Origin of the sequence: Microbacterium lemovicicum (genome assembly GCF_003991875.1) — a bacterium.
Taxonomy (GTDB): Bacteria; Actinomycetota; Actinomycetes; order Actinomycetales; family Microbacteriaceae; genus Microbacterium; species Microbacterium lemovicicum.
In genome coordinates, this window is the sequence record NZ_CP031423.1 from 2,789,936 (window position 1) to 2,803,884 (window position 13,949).

Consider the following 13,949-nt stretch of genomic DNA (forward strand, 5'->3'; position numbering starts at 1 on the left):
GCCCGCGACGGGCGCTAGCTCGTAGCCGGCGGGCCGACCGAGCCATGGGCGCGGTAGGTGGGCGGGATGAGGTGGACGCCCGGCTCCGGAGGAGTGGAGCCGAGCGAGCGCATGGCGAGGTCGACCGCGAGGTCGCAGGAGGAGGCCGGGATGAGCGGGATGGCGTCCAGGGGCACGGAGAAGGAGGCGGGGTCGAACGTTGCGCCCACCGAGATGACCGAGACGTCGTCCGGCACGGCGCGGCCGTGGGCGGCCAGCTCTTCCAGCACGGCGGCGTGCGCGTCGTCTCCCCCGTGGAGGACGAAGCCGGTCACGCCCTCGGCGAGCATGTCGGCGACGGCGGCGCGGACGACGGCGATCTCGACGACCGGTCCGCCCGTGGTGCGGAAGAGGCCCGAGACCTCGCGTCGCGCACAGGCGTCCTCGAAGCCCGCGCGCACGCGCGGCGGGAAGTTCGAGTTCTCGTAGGCGATGGCCGGGTGGCCGATCAGGCCGACGACCCGATGGCCGGCCTCGAAGAGCCGGTCCACGGCCAGGGCCGCGGCCGCCTCGAAGTCGAGGTCGACGCAGGTCAGGCCGTGGTGGTCATCGGGCACGCCGATGAAGATGGAGGGGATGTCGAGCTGCCGGGCGAGGGCGACGCGGCGGTCCGCGGGCGCGACGTCGAGCACCAGGATGCCGTCGACCAGTCCGCTGTCGGCGACGCGGCGCATACCGTCCGCAGCGTCCTCCTCGGTCAGCAGGAGGATGTCGTAGTCCTGCCGCCGCGCGGCGATCGAGGTGGCCAGCACGAAGGCCATGTGGGTCGGGGCGAAGGTGTCGGGGCGGAACGGCTCGGTGAGGGCGAAGATCTGCGTGCGGCTTCCGGCGAGCATCCGCGCCCCCGCGTTGGCCCGGTAGCCGAGCTCCTCGACGGCGGACTCGATGCGGGTGCGGGTGGCGGCCGAGACCGGGCGCTTGCCGCTGAGGGCGTACGAGACGGTGCTAATGGAGACACCGGCGGCACGGGCCACCTCGTCGATCTTGACCATCAGGACTCCTTCGTCGTGCGACTCGTGTCGCGTGTCGAAGCGCTTCGCGAAACGCTTCGACGACGATGCTAACCCCGGGTCCGCCATCACGCAAGACTTTTGTCGCCGAAGCCAACAAAGCCCGCACGGGCTGTGCGCGGCGGATCGCCTGTGGACGGGAGGGGAGAATGGGACGGTGAAACTTCTCGTCGCGGCCCTGGATGCCGAGCTCGTCGCCTTTCCCGAGACCCTCCCCGGATTCGACCGCCTGGTCACGGGCCCCGGCAAGCTGCAGGCGACCTTCGCGCTGACCCGCGCTCTGGACGCGGCGACCTACGACGAGATCCTCGTCGTCGGCACGGCGGGCGCGATCGATCCCCTGCTCCCCACGGGCGTGCACGAGATCGCCGGCGCGATCCAGCACGACGTCACCGACATCGACGGCGTCGTCGGCCAGCACGTGTCACTTCCCCCGCGCGTGGAGATCGGCGACGGAGACGGCGTCGTGATCGCCACGGGCGACCACTTCGTCGACGACGCCGAGGCCGTGGGCGTCATCCGCCCTCTCGGCGCTCGCATGGTCGACATGGAGACGTACGCCTACATCTGGGTCGCCGACCGGTTCGGCGTGCCCATCCGCGTGCTGAAGGCCGTGTCGGATCGCGCGCAGGACGACGCGATCACCGACTGGCGTGAGACGGTCGCGGCGTGCAGCGCGCAGCTGCGCGAGACCGTCGCGGAGCTCTACGGAGTCTGAGCCCGGCACGCTCACGGTTGCGCGTCGCCGTCGAGAGGCGGCCGCGGCAGCCCCTCACGTGATGACGCGCGGCTCCTCGGCGTCTTCGTCGGTCTCGGGCTCGGTCTCGCGCTCGCGACGCTTGCGCGCGGTGAGGTCGAGAACCGACAGCACGAAGGCGAAGGCGATGAAGAGGGCGACGGCCACCATCCCGAAGGCATAGGCGTCGTGGAAGACCACCGAGTCGGTGGCCTTGCCGTCTTCGCGATAGATCGTCGCGTAGAACAGGGCGAGGGCGATCGCCGTGCCGACCGCAGTGCCGATGCGCTGACCCAGCTGGCCGACCGAGCCGGCGAGCCCGCCCTGCTTGACCGGGATGTCGGCGAGCGTGAGCGTCTGGTTGGGCGCGATGACGAGTCCACCGCCGATGCCGCCGATGACCATGACGCCGGCCATCGCGTAGGGCGTGACCGCATCGGGCACGTACAGGGCCGTCACGACGAGCCCGGCGATGCAGACCATCACGAGCACGAGGCCCCACACCACGACCGGTCGCCCGTACTTCGTCACGATGTTGCCGCCGATCCACGACGCCACGGCGCTGGACAGCGCGAAGCCGATCGAGACCATGCCCGCGAAGACCGGCTCCAGTCCCAGCCCGCTCTGCAGGTAGAGGGTCGTCAGCAGGAACAGCGAGGGGATGGCGGCGAAGTACGCGGCCTGCAGGATCGAGCCGTTGCGGAAGGACGACACAGAGAACAGCGTGAACGGGATCAGGGGATCACGACCGGATGCCGCATACCTCCGCTCCCAGGCGAAGAACGCCGTCGCGAACAGCACGAAGACCACGAGCAGCCACCAGCGCTGCGGGTTGTCGCTCGGGGAGCCGGTCGTGAAGAGGAACGGGAACATCAGCGCGATGATCGTCAGCGCGAACAGGACGACGCCGACCGGGTCGAGCTGCAGCGGTTTTCGCGAGGCCTTTCGCGTGGCGGGCAGGACGAAGATGGCCAGCGCGATGGCGATGAGCCCGAGCGGGATGTTGATCCAGAAGATGTAGCGCCACCCGTCGGTGGGGCCGCCGAGGGCGATCATCAGTCCGCCGAGCGTCGGGCCGAAGGCGGTCGCGACGCCGATGGTCGCACCGAACAGGCCGAAGGCACGGCCTCGCTCCTTGCCCTGGAAGAGCTGCTGGATGAGGCCGAGCACCTGGGGCATCTGGATGCCGGCGGCCACTCCCTGGATGAGGCGGGCGACCAGCAGCACCGTCGTGTTCGGCGCGAGGGCGCAGACGAGGCTCGTGAGGGTGAAGAGCGTCAGACCGACGATGAAGAGCGTGCGACGGGAGCGCTGGTCGCCCAGACGCCCCATCGGCACGAGCAGCAGGCCGAACGTGAGGACGTACCCCGACACGATCAGCTGGAGCTCGGTCGACCCGGAGCCGAAGGCCGCCTCGATGGACGGCAGCGCGACGTTGACCTTGCTGAGATCGAGGATCGTGATCGCCGCCACCGAAACGCACACCCAGAAGGCGCGCCACTTCCGCGCCGGCGTCAGCGGAATGGTGAGTGTCTGCGGAGAGGCAGGCGACGAGGAGGTCTGTTCGGCGGGCATCCCCCTCAGGGTACTCGCCGGGAGCGGCGCGCCCGGTCGGTCAGCCGACGTCGCTGCGACGTGTGAACAGCGACCGCAGGACGAAGAACACCACGATCGCCACGACGGCGACGATGACGATCTTGAAGATGAACGCGAGCACGGAGAACAGGATGTTCACGAGGAACCAGGCGATGACGATCGCGACGATGACGCCGACGATGCTCCAGAGGGTGCGGGTGTTCACTCTCCGATCCTAGACGGAGGCCACGGGGCGTCTCCGCTGCAGATCGCGCTCGGCTCAGCGGGATGTCAACCGCTTGCCGCGCCCGCCGAGTGGGGAGATCGTGGACGAGCGGTATCAGGCCGCCAGGAGCGAAGGAGAAGCCATGGTCGACACGTCGAAGGGTTTCACGATCGTCCGCAACCTCGACGCGGCACCTGAGGCGATCTGGACGGCATGGACCGATCCGGACGAGGCCGCGCAGTGGTGGCACCCGCGAGATGCCACGACTCCGCGCGACACCGTCGAGATCGACCCCCGTGTGGGCGGACGCTACGCGTACACGATGGTGAACACCCTCACGCAGGAGAAGTATCCGACCGGTGGGGTCTACCGCGTGGTGGAGCCGCACGCACGACTCTCGTTCACCTGGGGCGACCCCGGCGACGACCCCGACGACGCCCCGGTGGTGACCGTCGCCATCGAGCCCCTCGGCGACCTGACACGTCTCACGTTCGACCTGCAGGGTGTGGACGGCGAGCCCGGCGACGAGTCGTTCTACGACGGATGGGACGAGGCGCTGGATGCGCTCGTCGAGCACCTCGGGCAGGTCGCCGTGCACGGCTGAGACCGCACGTCGCGACGGGCGAGGATCGCCGCGTCGGGCGAGGATCGCCGCGTCCTAAATGCCCCAGCGATACCGGCGTCCCACAGGCCCGCGCTATACCCGCGTTCACAGGCCCGCGCTATACGGACGCCGGCACCTCTTGCTCGATGACGCTGTCGCCGTGCGGAGTGGTGCGCACGGTGAGCTGAGCGGGGAGCTGGTCCTTCATCGCCTCGACGTGACTGATGACGCCGACGACCCGGCCGCCCTGCCGGAGCTCATCGAGCGTCTGCATCGCGACGTCGAGGGTGTCGCCGTCGAGCGACCCGAAGCCCTCGTCGATGAACAGGGTGTCGAGGGTGATGCCGCCGGCGCGGGCGGTGACGACCTCGGCCAGGCCGAGGGCGAGCGCGAGCGACGCGAGGAAGGTCTCGCCGCCCGAGAGAGATGAGACCGGCCGGGCCTGTCCGGTGAACGCGTCGAACACCTCGATGCCGAGTCCGGAGGCCGCACCGCGCGCCGCGCGGGCGTCGGTGTGCTGGAGCCGGTAGCGTCCCTGCGTCATGCCGTCGAGCCGGACGTTGGCGGCGGCCACGATCTCTTCGAGCTCGGCGGCCAGCACGAAGGTCTCGAGGTTCATCTTCAGCGTGTTCGGCGCGCGCCCGGCGACCGCGTGGGCGAGCCGCTCGATGACCTCGGCCTCCGCGGCGACCTCCGCGATGGCCTCGTGCGCGATCTCGGCGGCCGTCACCGCCTCGTTCAGGCGCTCCGCGGCCTCGGCCGCGCGGACGCACCGCCGGACCGCCTCGTCTCGCTGCTCGGAGGCGTCGCGGAGCAGCGCGGCCGCGGTCTCGACGTCGACCGGCTCGGCGGGCAGCATCCGCAGCTCGAGGTCCATGAGGGTCGCGCGCAGACCCGCGATCTCGTCGTCGAAGAGACGCACCTCGCGCGTGAGCCGCTCACGCGCCGCGGCGTCGAGGAGCGCGGCGGCGGCAGCATCCCGTCCCTCGAACGGGGAGACCTCGAGGGCGGCGACGAGCTCGGCATCGGCCGTCGCGACCGCCGCGCGACGACGCGCGACGGCGTCGATCGCACCGAGCAGCGCGCGGGCTTTGCGGATGAGCTCCTCCGCCGACGACAGGCGCGCCTGCACCGACTCATGACCGGCGCGGGCGCCGAGGACGAGGGCCTCGGCCTGGGCGATCGCCCGGTCGACCGCGACGAGCTCACCGGATGCCGCGGCGCGCGCCTTCTCGAGGGCGTCGACCGCGGCTCCGACGTCGGCGAACTCGGTTTCGCGCTCGGCGCGCTGCGCGGCCAGGGTCGCGGCCTCAGCCACGGCGGTCTCCGCCGCGGCGAGGTCGGCTTCCGCGGCATCCGCCTCGGCGCGCGCTTCGGCGGGCGTGCGGCCGCCTGCTCGCTGCAGCGCAGCGGCGAGGTCGTCGCGGGCGGACTGCAGGGCGGCGGTCGCGGCCTGGTCGGCGGTCGCCGCCGCGGCCTTCGCCGTCTCCGCGGCAGTGATGTCGTCGTCGGTGACCGGATCGCCGGTGCGGGCGGTCGGCTGCGGGTGCTCGCAGGAACCGCAGACGGGGCACGGGTCGCCCTCGACCAGCGACTCGGCGAGCTCGCCCGCGTGATCGCGGAACCGCCGGTCGCGCAGGTCGTCCAGCGCCGCGGATGCGCGGGTCAGCGCGCGTCCCGTCGCTCCTGCGGCGGCCTCGGCTTCGTCACGTCGGTCGCGCCGGGTCTCGGCCTCCTCGGCCGCGCCGACGACCGCGCGCGCCGTCTTCACTCGGTCCTGCGCGTCGGGCAGACGCGCCGCCCGACCCTCGGCGAGCGCCAGCGCGGCCGCGGACTCGCTGAGCAGCACCGGCAGGTCGGCGCGGCGGGCGGTCAGGGCCTCTGTCTCGGCCGCCGCAGCGGCGAGCAGGGCGGCCGTCGTGGCGCGTTCCTCGCGCAGCGACGGAAGCGAGCGCTCGGTCTCGAGGGCGACGCCGATCGCGCCCACGTCGGCGAGCAGTGCGTCGGTGCGCTGCTCGAGCTCAGCGCGTTCGACCGACTCCTCCCCCGCGCCGACCCAGGCGGCCAGGGCTGCGGCGTGAGCGACCTCATCGCCGGTGAGAGCGACATGCGCTCGGTCGGCGGCGGTCATGAGAGCGCGCAGCGGCTCGGCGTCGCCTGCCCGCGCGAGCGTCTCCCGGGCATCGCCGACCGCCTCGAATCGCGACTCGAGCGTCGCCAGCGTCACACGGGCGTCGTCGCGGCGGATCTGCGCCGCGCGCTGCTCCACGCGGTCGGCGTGCACGGCCTCGGCGGCGGACTGCGCCGCGCGGGCCGCGACCTCCTCTGCCCCGGTCACCTCGCGGGCATGGGCCGCCCGCAGGCGCGCCTGCCGAACCCGGCGGAGGCGCTCCTCGAGCGGGAGCTCGGCCACATCTTCGGCGACGGTCTGCGCGGCCCCCGCGTAGACGGGTCCTTCAGACGTCTCGCCGCCGGGCTCGGCCGCGGGAACCGCGGCCCGGCTCTGCGCCTCGGCGTTGTCGAGCTGCACGAGCAGCGTGCGCGTGTCGAGGGTGAGCCGCTCGAGCGTCTCTTTGCGGCGGCGCTCGAGCGTCTCCTCGTAGCCGCCGAACCGCTTCGAGTCGAACAGGGTCCGCAGCAGCGTCTGGCGCTCGTCGTTGCGGGCGAGCAGGAAGCGGGCGAAGCGCCCCTGCGCCAGCAGGATGACCTGCAGGAACTGGTGCTGCGTCAGCCCGAGCACCGGCCCGAGCTCGTGCCCGACGTCGACGGGACGGGACGCGCGTCCGACCCACTCGCCGTCGACCTCCTCCTCCAGCCGCGCCTCGGCGGCCGTCAGCGTGGTGCCGCGGCCGTTGCGCTTCAGGCGCTCGTAGGTGGGCACCCGCTCGACGCGCCATCTCCGGCCGCCGCTCGAGAACTCCAGACGCACGCGCGTCGGCTCGGTGAGAGTCGCGTGATCGCTGCGGATGCGCTTCTCGCCGTCTTCGTATCGGGGCACCCCGCCGTACAGGGCGAAGCAGACCGCGTCGAGGATGCTGGACTTGCCCGCGCCCGTGCGGCCGCCGATCAGGAAGATGCCGTCGCGGGCGAGCGCGTCGAAGTCGACGGTCTGCGGCGCGCGGAAAGGGCCGAAGCCCTCGATCTCGAGCCGATGCAGCCTCACGACGTGAGCTCCGCGACCCGGGCCTCTGCGACGGCATCGGCGATGAGCTCCCGCTCGCGCTCCCCGGCGCCCTCGCCGGCACGCACGTGGGTGAGGAAGCGCTCGATGAGCTCGTCGTCGCTCTCGACGTCACGAACGCGGTCGGCGTAGGTGATGCGGGATGCCGCGGGCACCCCTACCGGGTCGAGCTTGATCGTGGCGCACCAGGCGAACCGCGTCTGGAGCTTGCGCATGGGATCGATCTGGGGCGTGGGATCGGTGAGCACCGCGCACACCCAGTCGTCGTGGTGCGCATCGAGCGACGGGTCTGCCAGCAGCTCGTCGAGCGGACCGCGCAGCGTCACCAGGCGGCGGGGCACGGGAAGATCGAGCCACCGCGCCGTGACCTCGCCCGCGGCATCCACGTCGATCAGCCACGACCCGCGGGGCTTGTCGGCCTCGCCGAAGCTGTAGTGCAGCGGCGCGCCCGCATAGCGCACGCGCTCGGAGAGCTGCTGGCGGCCGTGGATGTGCCCGAGGGCCACGTAGTCGACACCGTCGAAGGCCGACAGCGGCACCACATCGAGGCCACCCTGCTGGATGTCGCGCTCGAGCTGCGGCGTGGGCGCGACGCCGGCCGCGAAGCAGTGGGCGATCGCGATCGACCGCCCGCCCCGCTGCGCGAGATCGGCCCGGATGAGGCCCATCGCATGATCGAGGGTGTCGGCGTGCGAGCGCAGGGTCACACCCGGCCACACCGCGCGCACCATCGTCGGCTCGAGGTAGGGGATGCCGTAGAAGTGCACCGGCCCGTGGCCGTCGTCGACGGTGACCGGCACCCCGACCGTGGCCGGATCGGTGATGACGTGGATGCCGTCGCGGAGGAGCGCGGACTGGAATCCCAGCCGTGCGGAGGAGTCGTGATTGCCGGAGGTGACGACGATCTGCGCTCCGGCGTCGCGGATGGCGCCGAGCGACCGCGAGAGGAGCGGGTAGCAGGCCGCGGCCGGGGTCGCGGAGTCGAACACGTCGCCCGCGACGATCACGACGTCGACCTCGTTGTCGCGCACCTGCAGCGCGAGCTCCTGCAGCACGCCGGCGAGCGCGTCGAGCGTGACGTGGCCGTGGAACGACCGCCCGATGTGCCAGTCGGAGGTGTGCAGGATGCGCATGCTCACACGCTAAAACGAGCCACCGACATCCCCGGGCAGCGGGCGGGCGGGTCGCCGAGAGCGGTCCCCCGACCGGCCGGGATCGCGCTGACCGCTGTCAGCCCACCTGCGCGACGCGCGGGGCGTAGCGTCCGGACGCCTCGGCCCGAGCGCGGGCCTTGGCCGCTTCCTCCTCCCGGTTCTTGGGCGGGACGGCGGCGACGAGGTCCTGCAGGAGGTGCCCGGTGATGTGCGCGATCTCGGCCACCGCACGATCGAAGGCGGCCTGGTTCGCCCGGGACGGCTTGGTGGTGCCGGCGATCTTGCGCACGTACTGGAGGGCGGCGGCGTGCACCTCGTCGTCGGTCGCGGCGGGCTCGAAGTTGTGGAGGGTGTGGATGTTGCGGCACATGGCAGACACGGTACGCGCGCATCCCGCCCGCGAGAAGAGGCATGGGAGCCGGACGGCACGCCTCGGTGAGCCGGCACGGAGACCCGCATAGACACACTGAGTAGTGTCGTCCGGTGCCGTTCGCCCGTCGCCCGCCCGCCGACACGTCGGTGGTCGCCCCGCACGGCGTCCCGGCGATCGTCCGGAGCTTCTCGCACGCGGGCGCCACGCTCGTCGTGGAGTCGTTCGGACGGGGTGCCCGCACCTTCCTCTTCCTCCACGGCATCGGAATGGGGCGCCTCGCCTTCCGTGGACTCGCCGGGCACCTGCGCGGCCGGGGCCGATTCATCGCCGTCGATCTTCCCGGCTACGGCGCGGCTCCGGAGCCTCCGCGCATCCTGACGATGGCGCGCACCGCTGACCTGCTCGCCGCGCTGCTCCGCGACGGCGGCGAGGGACCGGTCACCGTCGTCGGCCATTCGATGGGCACGCAGGTCGCGGTCGAACTCGCTGCCCGGCATCCCGCGCTGGTCGACGGCGTCGTGCTGCTGGCTCCCACCGTCACCCGCACGGAGCGCACCGCGGCCCGGCAGATCCTCCGGCTCGCCCACGATCTGGCGATCGAGAGCCCGCGGGTCATCCTGGTGGGGGCGATCGAGTACCTGCGCGCCGGTCCCCACATCCACGGCAAGTTCCGCGCGATGCTGGCGCATCACCCGGAGGACGTCTACCCGCGGGTGAGCCAGCCGGCGCTCGTGATCCGCGGAGGATCGGACCGCGTCTGCCCGCAGTGGTGGTGCGCCGAGGTCGCGGCGGCCCTGCACGGCGCCGACCTGGTCGAGGTCGATCATCACGGGCACGAGACGATGATCCGCGACTCCGCTTCGTCCGCCGCGGCCATCCTGGCTTTCACCGGAGGCTGATTCGCGACAGGATCACCGGCCGGCACGCCCCCCGGGGCGCGCCGGCCGGATCGGCTCACTCCCCGGAGATGCGCTTCGCGAGGGCGACGCGGTCTTCGTCGGTCACGGTCATGCCTGCGTCGGTGAAGCGCTGCGAGAGCACGTCGGCGATCCGCTCGTGCCCCTCGCCGCCGACATCGAGCCGCGTCTGGGCGGCGATGCCGGCGACCTTGTCCTCGTGGCTCGCGTCGTGCACGTCCATGGCGGGCTCGTCCTGCGTGTTTCTCGCGGCATCCGGACCGGACTTCTCATCGGCGTCGTGCGAGAGCGCACCGCCGACGACGTCCTCGCGCATGCCGGGCTCACCGGGCGTCTCGCCGGGCACCTGCGCATCGGCGGGGGCGTTGCTGCCGCCCACGGGCTCTTCGTTCGTGCTGCGGTCGCTCACGCGTTCTCCTCGGCTTCCTCGTCGGTGCGCATGTCGGGGTCGATGCCGCGCGTCGCAGCGGCGTCCTCGATCGAGCCGTCGGGGTCGGCGGGCGCCGCAGGGCCGTCGCCGACGACCTCATCGCCGGTGGCGGATTCGGGCATCGGCGTGTTCGGCGGCAGACCAGAGTCCGTCAGGGACGCGGCGTGGATCGAGTCCGCGGTGCTCTCCGACGTCTCGGTGTCGCTGGTGGCCCCGTCCTCCCAGGCTCCGGCCGGGTTCGCGTCGAGGACGCCCTCGGGCAGATCGCGCTGATCGCTCATGTTTTCCACTCCCTCATCGTTTCCTCCAGCGTGCTCCGTTCGCCGCCGGAACGCAGGGGCTTGACAGCCCGGAGCGCTCCGGCGACCGGGCCACTCCGGTGTCAGTGCGGATTCGGTGCCGTGGAGCGAGCGGATGCCGCGGCATCCCGATCGCGGACGACCGCGTCGCCCAGCATCTGGCCTCCGCTGCGCAGGAGCGCCCGGCGCCAGGGCAGCACGCCCTCGATCTCCACCTGGATCGACATGGACAGCACCGTGCGGATGAGCACGATGACACCCAGGATGAGCGCGTCCTCGAGCGAGGGCTTCGAGGTGATGGTGCGCAGGAGGTCGGCGGCGACGAGGACTTCGAGCCCCAGAAGGATGGCGGACCCGAGCGTGTTGCGCAGCACGAGGAACGCCGTCCTGCCCCCCTCGCGCCGGCGAAGCGAGCGCGCGCAGAGCACGATGGCGAGGAGGAAGCCCGACACCATGGCGACGGCGCCCGCGACCTCGAAGCCCACGGCGACACCGATGAAGACCGACTCCATGTCCACGGGGTCAGTGTAGGTCGGGGCGGAACGAGGCGCTCGACGCGCGTGCGGCGCGGAAGGTCAGGCGCGGGCGCGCAGGATGCCGGAGCGCTCGGGGTGCGCCTCGAACCAGTCGGCCACGTACCAGCAGACCGGCAGCACGTCGCGGTCGCCGTTCTCCTCGAGGGAGGACACCGCACGCTCGACCACTTCGCCCGCGTAGCCGTGGCCGCGGAAGGTGGGGATCGTGTACGCGCGGGTCATGGCGACGGTGCGTCCGTCGTCGCGGTAGTCGAGGACGCTGACGAGGTCGTCGCCCTTGTGCAGGGCGTAGCGCGACGCGTCCTTCTCATGGGTGAAGGTCAGCTCGGTCACCGCAGAAGAATACGCCCGCGAGAAGGGTGCCGCGCTGTGCGGATGCTGTGTGGAGGAGCCGCCGGCATCCGCTCCTCCGTCGGACTGAGCAATCTGTCACAATTCGTCATCCGTCCGCGGTCCGACCTGGGCGATTTGACGCATCCGGACGCATTCCGTCATAATCAGCCACATGACCGACAACGCACGCTCTCTGTCCGCCCTGGAGGCGAACGGGACTGCCCGCATGATGATGGCCGGCGGCCGCGTCATGTGCTGTCGAATGTGCCGCTGACACAGTGACCCCTGCCGGGCTCACGAGTCGCCGTCCGGGTTCTGAGAGAGCCGAGAGAACGCGACCCGTTCCGCCCCCGAGGCACCGTCCGCATGATCTGCGCGACGAAGGATGCCTCGTCTCCGCCCCTCCGGGCACCCAGCAGCACCCCTGAACCCCGCCGGGTTCCTCCCGCAAGGACTTCCATCGTGTCGAACAACCTTCTGCTTGATCGTCCCGCCGCCCGCGTCCCGCACCTGCGTGCCGTCCCACCGATCGCCGCCGTCCCGGCCGCGCCGGAGCCGGTCGCCGCCGCACCCGCCGCTCCCGCGAGTCACCTCCCGCCGAACACCGCGCCGCGCGGCTTCGCCCTCTACGTCGGGATCGACGAGGAGAAGGCCGCGGCCGCCGGTGTCAGCCTCGGCGTGCTCGTCGAGGCCCTCCGCCGCACGCTGGGCGAGCTGGCGCCGACCGCCGAGACCTACGCGACCGTGGCGCTGGCGCCGACCGGTGCGGGCGGCCGCGACGTCGACGTCGTGCGCCTCGCACTGCACGAGCCGTCCGCCGTCGCACGCACCAAGAACGAGCCGGAGCCCGAGGATCACGTGGAGGGCGGCGTCGTCGTGGACATCTCCCGCAAGCGCGTGCTCATCGACGGGGAGTCGGCCGCGTTCACCTTCAAGGAGTTCGAGCTGCTGCAGTACCTGGTGCTGCGCGAGGGCCGCACCATCGAGCGCACGGAGCTCGTCTCCTCCCTCTGGCAGGGCGCCACGGACGACGAGGCACCCGGCGAGCGCACGATCGACGTGCATGTGCGCCGCCTGCGCGCGAAGCTCGGCCGCTACGAGGACATCGTGCGCACCGTGCGCGGCATCGGCTACCGCTTCGACCGTCACGCCGACGTCGTGATCCGCTACGGCCACGGCACCCCCTCCCCCGACCGCTTCTGACGCGCCGCCCGCCCGCGGCGCCGCCGGCCGGATGTCGGAGGGGCGCGCGTAGGGTGTCTGCATGACGATCTCCCCACCCGGCTCCGCGCTCGCGCGCGAGCCGCGTCGGGGCGTGCGCAGCCTCCCTTCGAGCACGGCCGACGGTCGAGCGCTCGAGACGGAGTACCGCCCGCGGCATCCGCTCGACGTCCGGCGCACCGTGATGTACCAGCGGCACGGCATCGGCGATCCCACGATGACGCTCGACGGATCGGTGATGTGGCGCGTGAGCCGCACGCCGGCCGGCGTCTCGACGCTGGCCATCCGGGAGGTGTCGCGCGGCGTGATCCGTGCCGCCGCCTGGGGGCCGGGAGCCGGCGTGGCGCTCGAGCGACTGCCCGCGCTGTGCGGGGCGGACGATGACCCGACCGGGTTCGACGGGTCGAGGCATCCGCTCATCTCCGAAGTGCATCGCCGCAATCCGGGCCTGCGCATCGGGCGCACCGGCGACGTGTTCGACGCGTTCGCGAGCTCGGTCATCGAGCAGAAGGTGACGAGCCTGCAGGCCTTCTCGGCCTGGCGCAGCCTGGTCACCTGGTTCGGCGAGCGCGCGCCGGGGCCGACTCCGAAGCCGATGTTCGCGCCGCCCACCATTCAGGGCTGGCGTCACATCCCCTCGTGGGGCTGGCATCGAGCCGGTCTCGAGCCGCCGCAGTCGCGCACGATCGTCGAGGCCGCGCGCCGCGGCGACACCGTCGTGCGCGCGCTCCTCCGGGCGGAGGACGGCGAGGCCCGCGACCGGGTGCTCATCTCCCTGCGCGGCGTCGGCGCGTGGACGTCGGCCGAGACGCGCATCCGCGCCTTCGGCGACCCCGACGCGGTGAGCGTCGGCGACTACCACCTCGCCCATCAGGTGGGCTGGGCCCTGACGGGCGCCCGTTGCGACGACGACGGGATGCTGCGGCTCCTGGCCCCCTGGCCGGGGCACCGTCAGCGGGTCATCCGCCTGATCGGCCTGAGCGGCGCGGTCGAGCCGCGCCGCGGCCCCCGCCTGCACCCCGAGGACCACCGCGACCGCTGAGCCCACGGCACGGTACGGCGGGGGTACGCACGCCGTGGATCCGGGGGTCCGCCCCCTGTCGTCGCCGGATGGCGGCGATCAGACTGAGGTCATGACCACTCTCGCCCGTCCCCGCCAGGGCCGCGTCCTCGCCGGCGTCTGCGCCGCCATCGCCCGCCGCTTCGGCTGGAGCCCGACGGTCGTGCGCGTGCTCACCGTCCTCGGCGTGGTCTTCGCCGGCGTCTCCGTGCTCGCCTACCTGCTGCTCTGGGTGCTCATCCCGCAGGAGTGAGG

Annotated in this window: 16 protein-coding genes; 6 read left to right on the plus strand and 10 right to left on the minus strand. The window is 72.2% G+C overall.

Annotation, left to right across the window (positions count from 1 at the left end):
* Positions 1–14 precede the first annotated feature (14 nt).
* Complete coding sequence (locus CVS47_RS13080) at positions 15–1,031, minus strand: LacI family DNA-binding transcriptional regulator (RefSeq protein ID WP_127096473.1); 1,017 nt, start codon at positions 1,029–1,031, stop codon at positions 15–17.
* A gap of 175 nt (positions 1,032–1,206) precedes the next feature.
* Here CVS47_RS13080 and CVS47_RS13085 point away from each other — a divergent pair, with 175 nt between their 5' ends.
* Positions 1,207–1,767, plus strand: coding sequence for a phosphorylase family protein (locus CVS47_RS13085; protein WP_127096474.1), 561 nt, complete (start codon positions 1,207–1,209; stop codon positions 1,765–1,767).
* A 54-nt stretch (positions 1,768–1,821) separates the two neighbouring features.
* Here CVS47_RS13085 and CVS47_RS13090 read toward each other — a convergent pair whose 3' ends face one another.
* Both CVS47_RS13090 and CVS47_RS13095 read right to left on the minus strand, forming a co-directional pair.
* Positions 1,822–3,360 carry an MFS transporter gene (locus tag CVS47_RS13090; RefSeq protein WP_127096475.1) on the minus strand — a complete coding sequence of 513 codons (1,539 nt, stop codon included), beginning with the start codon at positions 3,358–3,360 and terminating at the stop codon, positions 1,822–1,824.
* Between the two features lie 40 nt (positions 3,361–3,400).
* Positions 3,401–3,586: a hypothetical protein gene (locus tag CVS47_RS13095; protein WP_127096476.1), complete on the minus strand. Its 186-nt coding sequence runs from the start codon at positions 3,584–3,586 to the stop codon at positions 3,401–3,403.
* A gap of 142 nt (positions 3,587–3,728) precedes the next feature.
* On the opposite strand from CVS47_RS13095, the gene CVS47_RS13100 reads away from it, so the two are divergent.
* The gene (locus CVS47_RS13100; protein ID WP_127096477.1) at positions 3,729–4,190 is read left to right on the plus strand and encodes an SRPBCC family protein; all 462 of its coding nucleotides are present in this window, start codon (positions 3,729–3,731) and stop codon (positions 4,188–4,190) included.
* A 118-nt stretch (positions 4,191–4,308) separates the two neighbouring features.
* On the opposite strand, the gene CVS47_RS13105 is transcribed toward CVS47_RS13100, so the two are convergent.
* The 3 genes from CVS47_RS13105 to CVS47_RS13115 form a co-directional block, all read right to left on the minus strand.
* On the minus strand, positions 4,309–7,353 hold the full coding sequence (locus CVS47_RS13105; RefSeq protein ID WP_127096478.1) for an AAA family ATPase: 3,045 nt from the start codon (positions 7,351–7,353) through the stop codon (positions 4,309–4,311).
* Entirely contained in the window at positions 7,350–8,504 is a 1,155-nt protein-coding gene (locus CVS47_RS13110; protein WP_127096479.1) for an exonuclease SbcCD subunit D, read from the minus strand. Before CVS47_RS13110 ends, CVS47_RS13105 begins: the two co-directional genes overlap by 4 nt.
* 97 nt (positions 8,505–8,601) lie before the next feature.
* Complete coding sequence (locus tag CVS47_RS13115; RefSeq protein WP_127096480.1) at positions 8,602–8,895, minus strand: DUF2277 domain-containing protein; 294 nt, start codon at positions 8,893–8,895, stop codon at positions 8,602–8,604.
* A 113-nt stretch (positions 8,896–9,008) separates the two neighbouring features.
* Between CVS47_RS13115 and CVS47_RS13120 the strand changes: the two genes are divergently transcribed.
* Positions 9,009–9,797, plus strand: a complete 789-nt coding sequence (locus CVS47_RS13120) for an alpha/beta fold hydrolase (protein ID WP_164734656.1) — start codon at positions 9,009–9,011, stop codon at positions 9,795–9,797.
* 55 nt (positions 9,798–9,852) lie between these two features.
* Here CVS47_RS13120 and CVS47_RS13125 read toward each other — a convergent pair whose 3' ends face one another.
* The 4 genes from CVS47_RS13125 to CVS47_RS13140 form a co-directional block, all read right to left on the minus strand.
* Positions 9,853–10,224, minus strand: a complete 372-nt coding sequence (locus CVS47_RS13125; protein WP_127096481.1) for a hypothetical protein — start codon at positions 10,222–10,224, stop codon at positions 9,853–9,855.
* Complete coding sequence (locus tag CVS47_RS13130) at positions 10,221–10,526, minus strand: hypothetical protein (RefSeq protein WP_127096482.1); 306 nt, start codon at positions 10,524–10,526, stop codon at positions 10,221–10,223. Before CVS47_RS13130 ends, CVS47_RS13125 begins: the two co-directional genes overlap by 4 nt.
* 101 nt (positions 10,527–10,627) lie before the next feature.
* A complete protein-coding gene (locus tag CVS47_RS13135) occupies positions 10,628–11,056 on the minus strand; it encodes a DUF1622 domain-containing protein (protein WP_206502882.1) in 429 nt (142 codons plus the stop codon).
* A 63-nt stretch (positions 11,057–11,119) separates the two neighbouring features.
* Positions 11,120–11,413 (minus strand): GNAT family N-acetyltransferase, encoded by a 294-nt coding sequence (locus CVS47_RS13140; protein ID WP_127096484.1) that lies wholly within the window; start codon positions 11,411–11,413, stop codon positions 11,120–11,122.
* A gap of 462 nt (positions 11,414–11,875) precedes the next feature.
* Here CVS47_RS13140 and CVS47_RS13145 point away from each other — a divergent pair, with 462 nt between their 5' ends.
* The 3 genes from CVS47_RS13145 (at position 11,876) to CVS47_RS13155 (ending at position 13,947) form a co-directional block, all read left to right on the plus strand.
* Positions 11,876–12,616, plus strand: a complete 741-nt coding sequence (locus tag CVS47_RS13145) for a winged helix-turn-helix domain-containing protein (protein ID WP_127096485.1) — start codon at positions 11,876–11,878, stop codon at positions 12,614–12,616.
* A 61-nt stretch (positions 12,617–12,677) separates the two neighbouring features.
* Positions 12,678–13,676 (plus strand): DNA-3-methyladenine glycosylase family protein, encoded by a 999-nt coding sequence (locus CVS47_RS13150; protein WP_241240152.1) that lies wholly within the window; start codon positions 12,678–12,680, stop codon positions 13,674–13,676.
* 91 nt (positions 13,677–13,767) lie between these two features.
* Entirely contained in the window at positions 13,768–13,947 is a 180-nt protein-coding gene (locus tag CVS47_RS13155) for a PspC domain-containing protein (protein WP_127096486.1), read from the plus strand.
* The last annotated feature ends 2 nt before the right edge of the window (positions 13,948–13,949 follow it).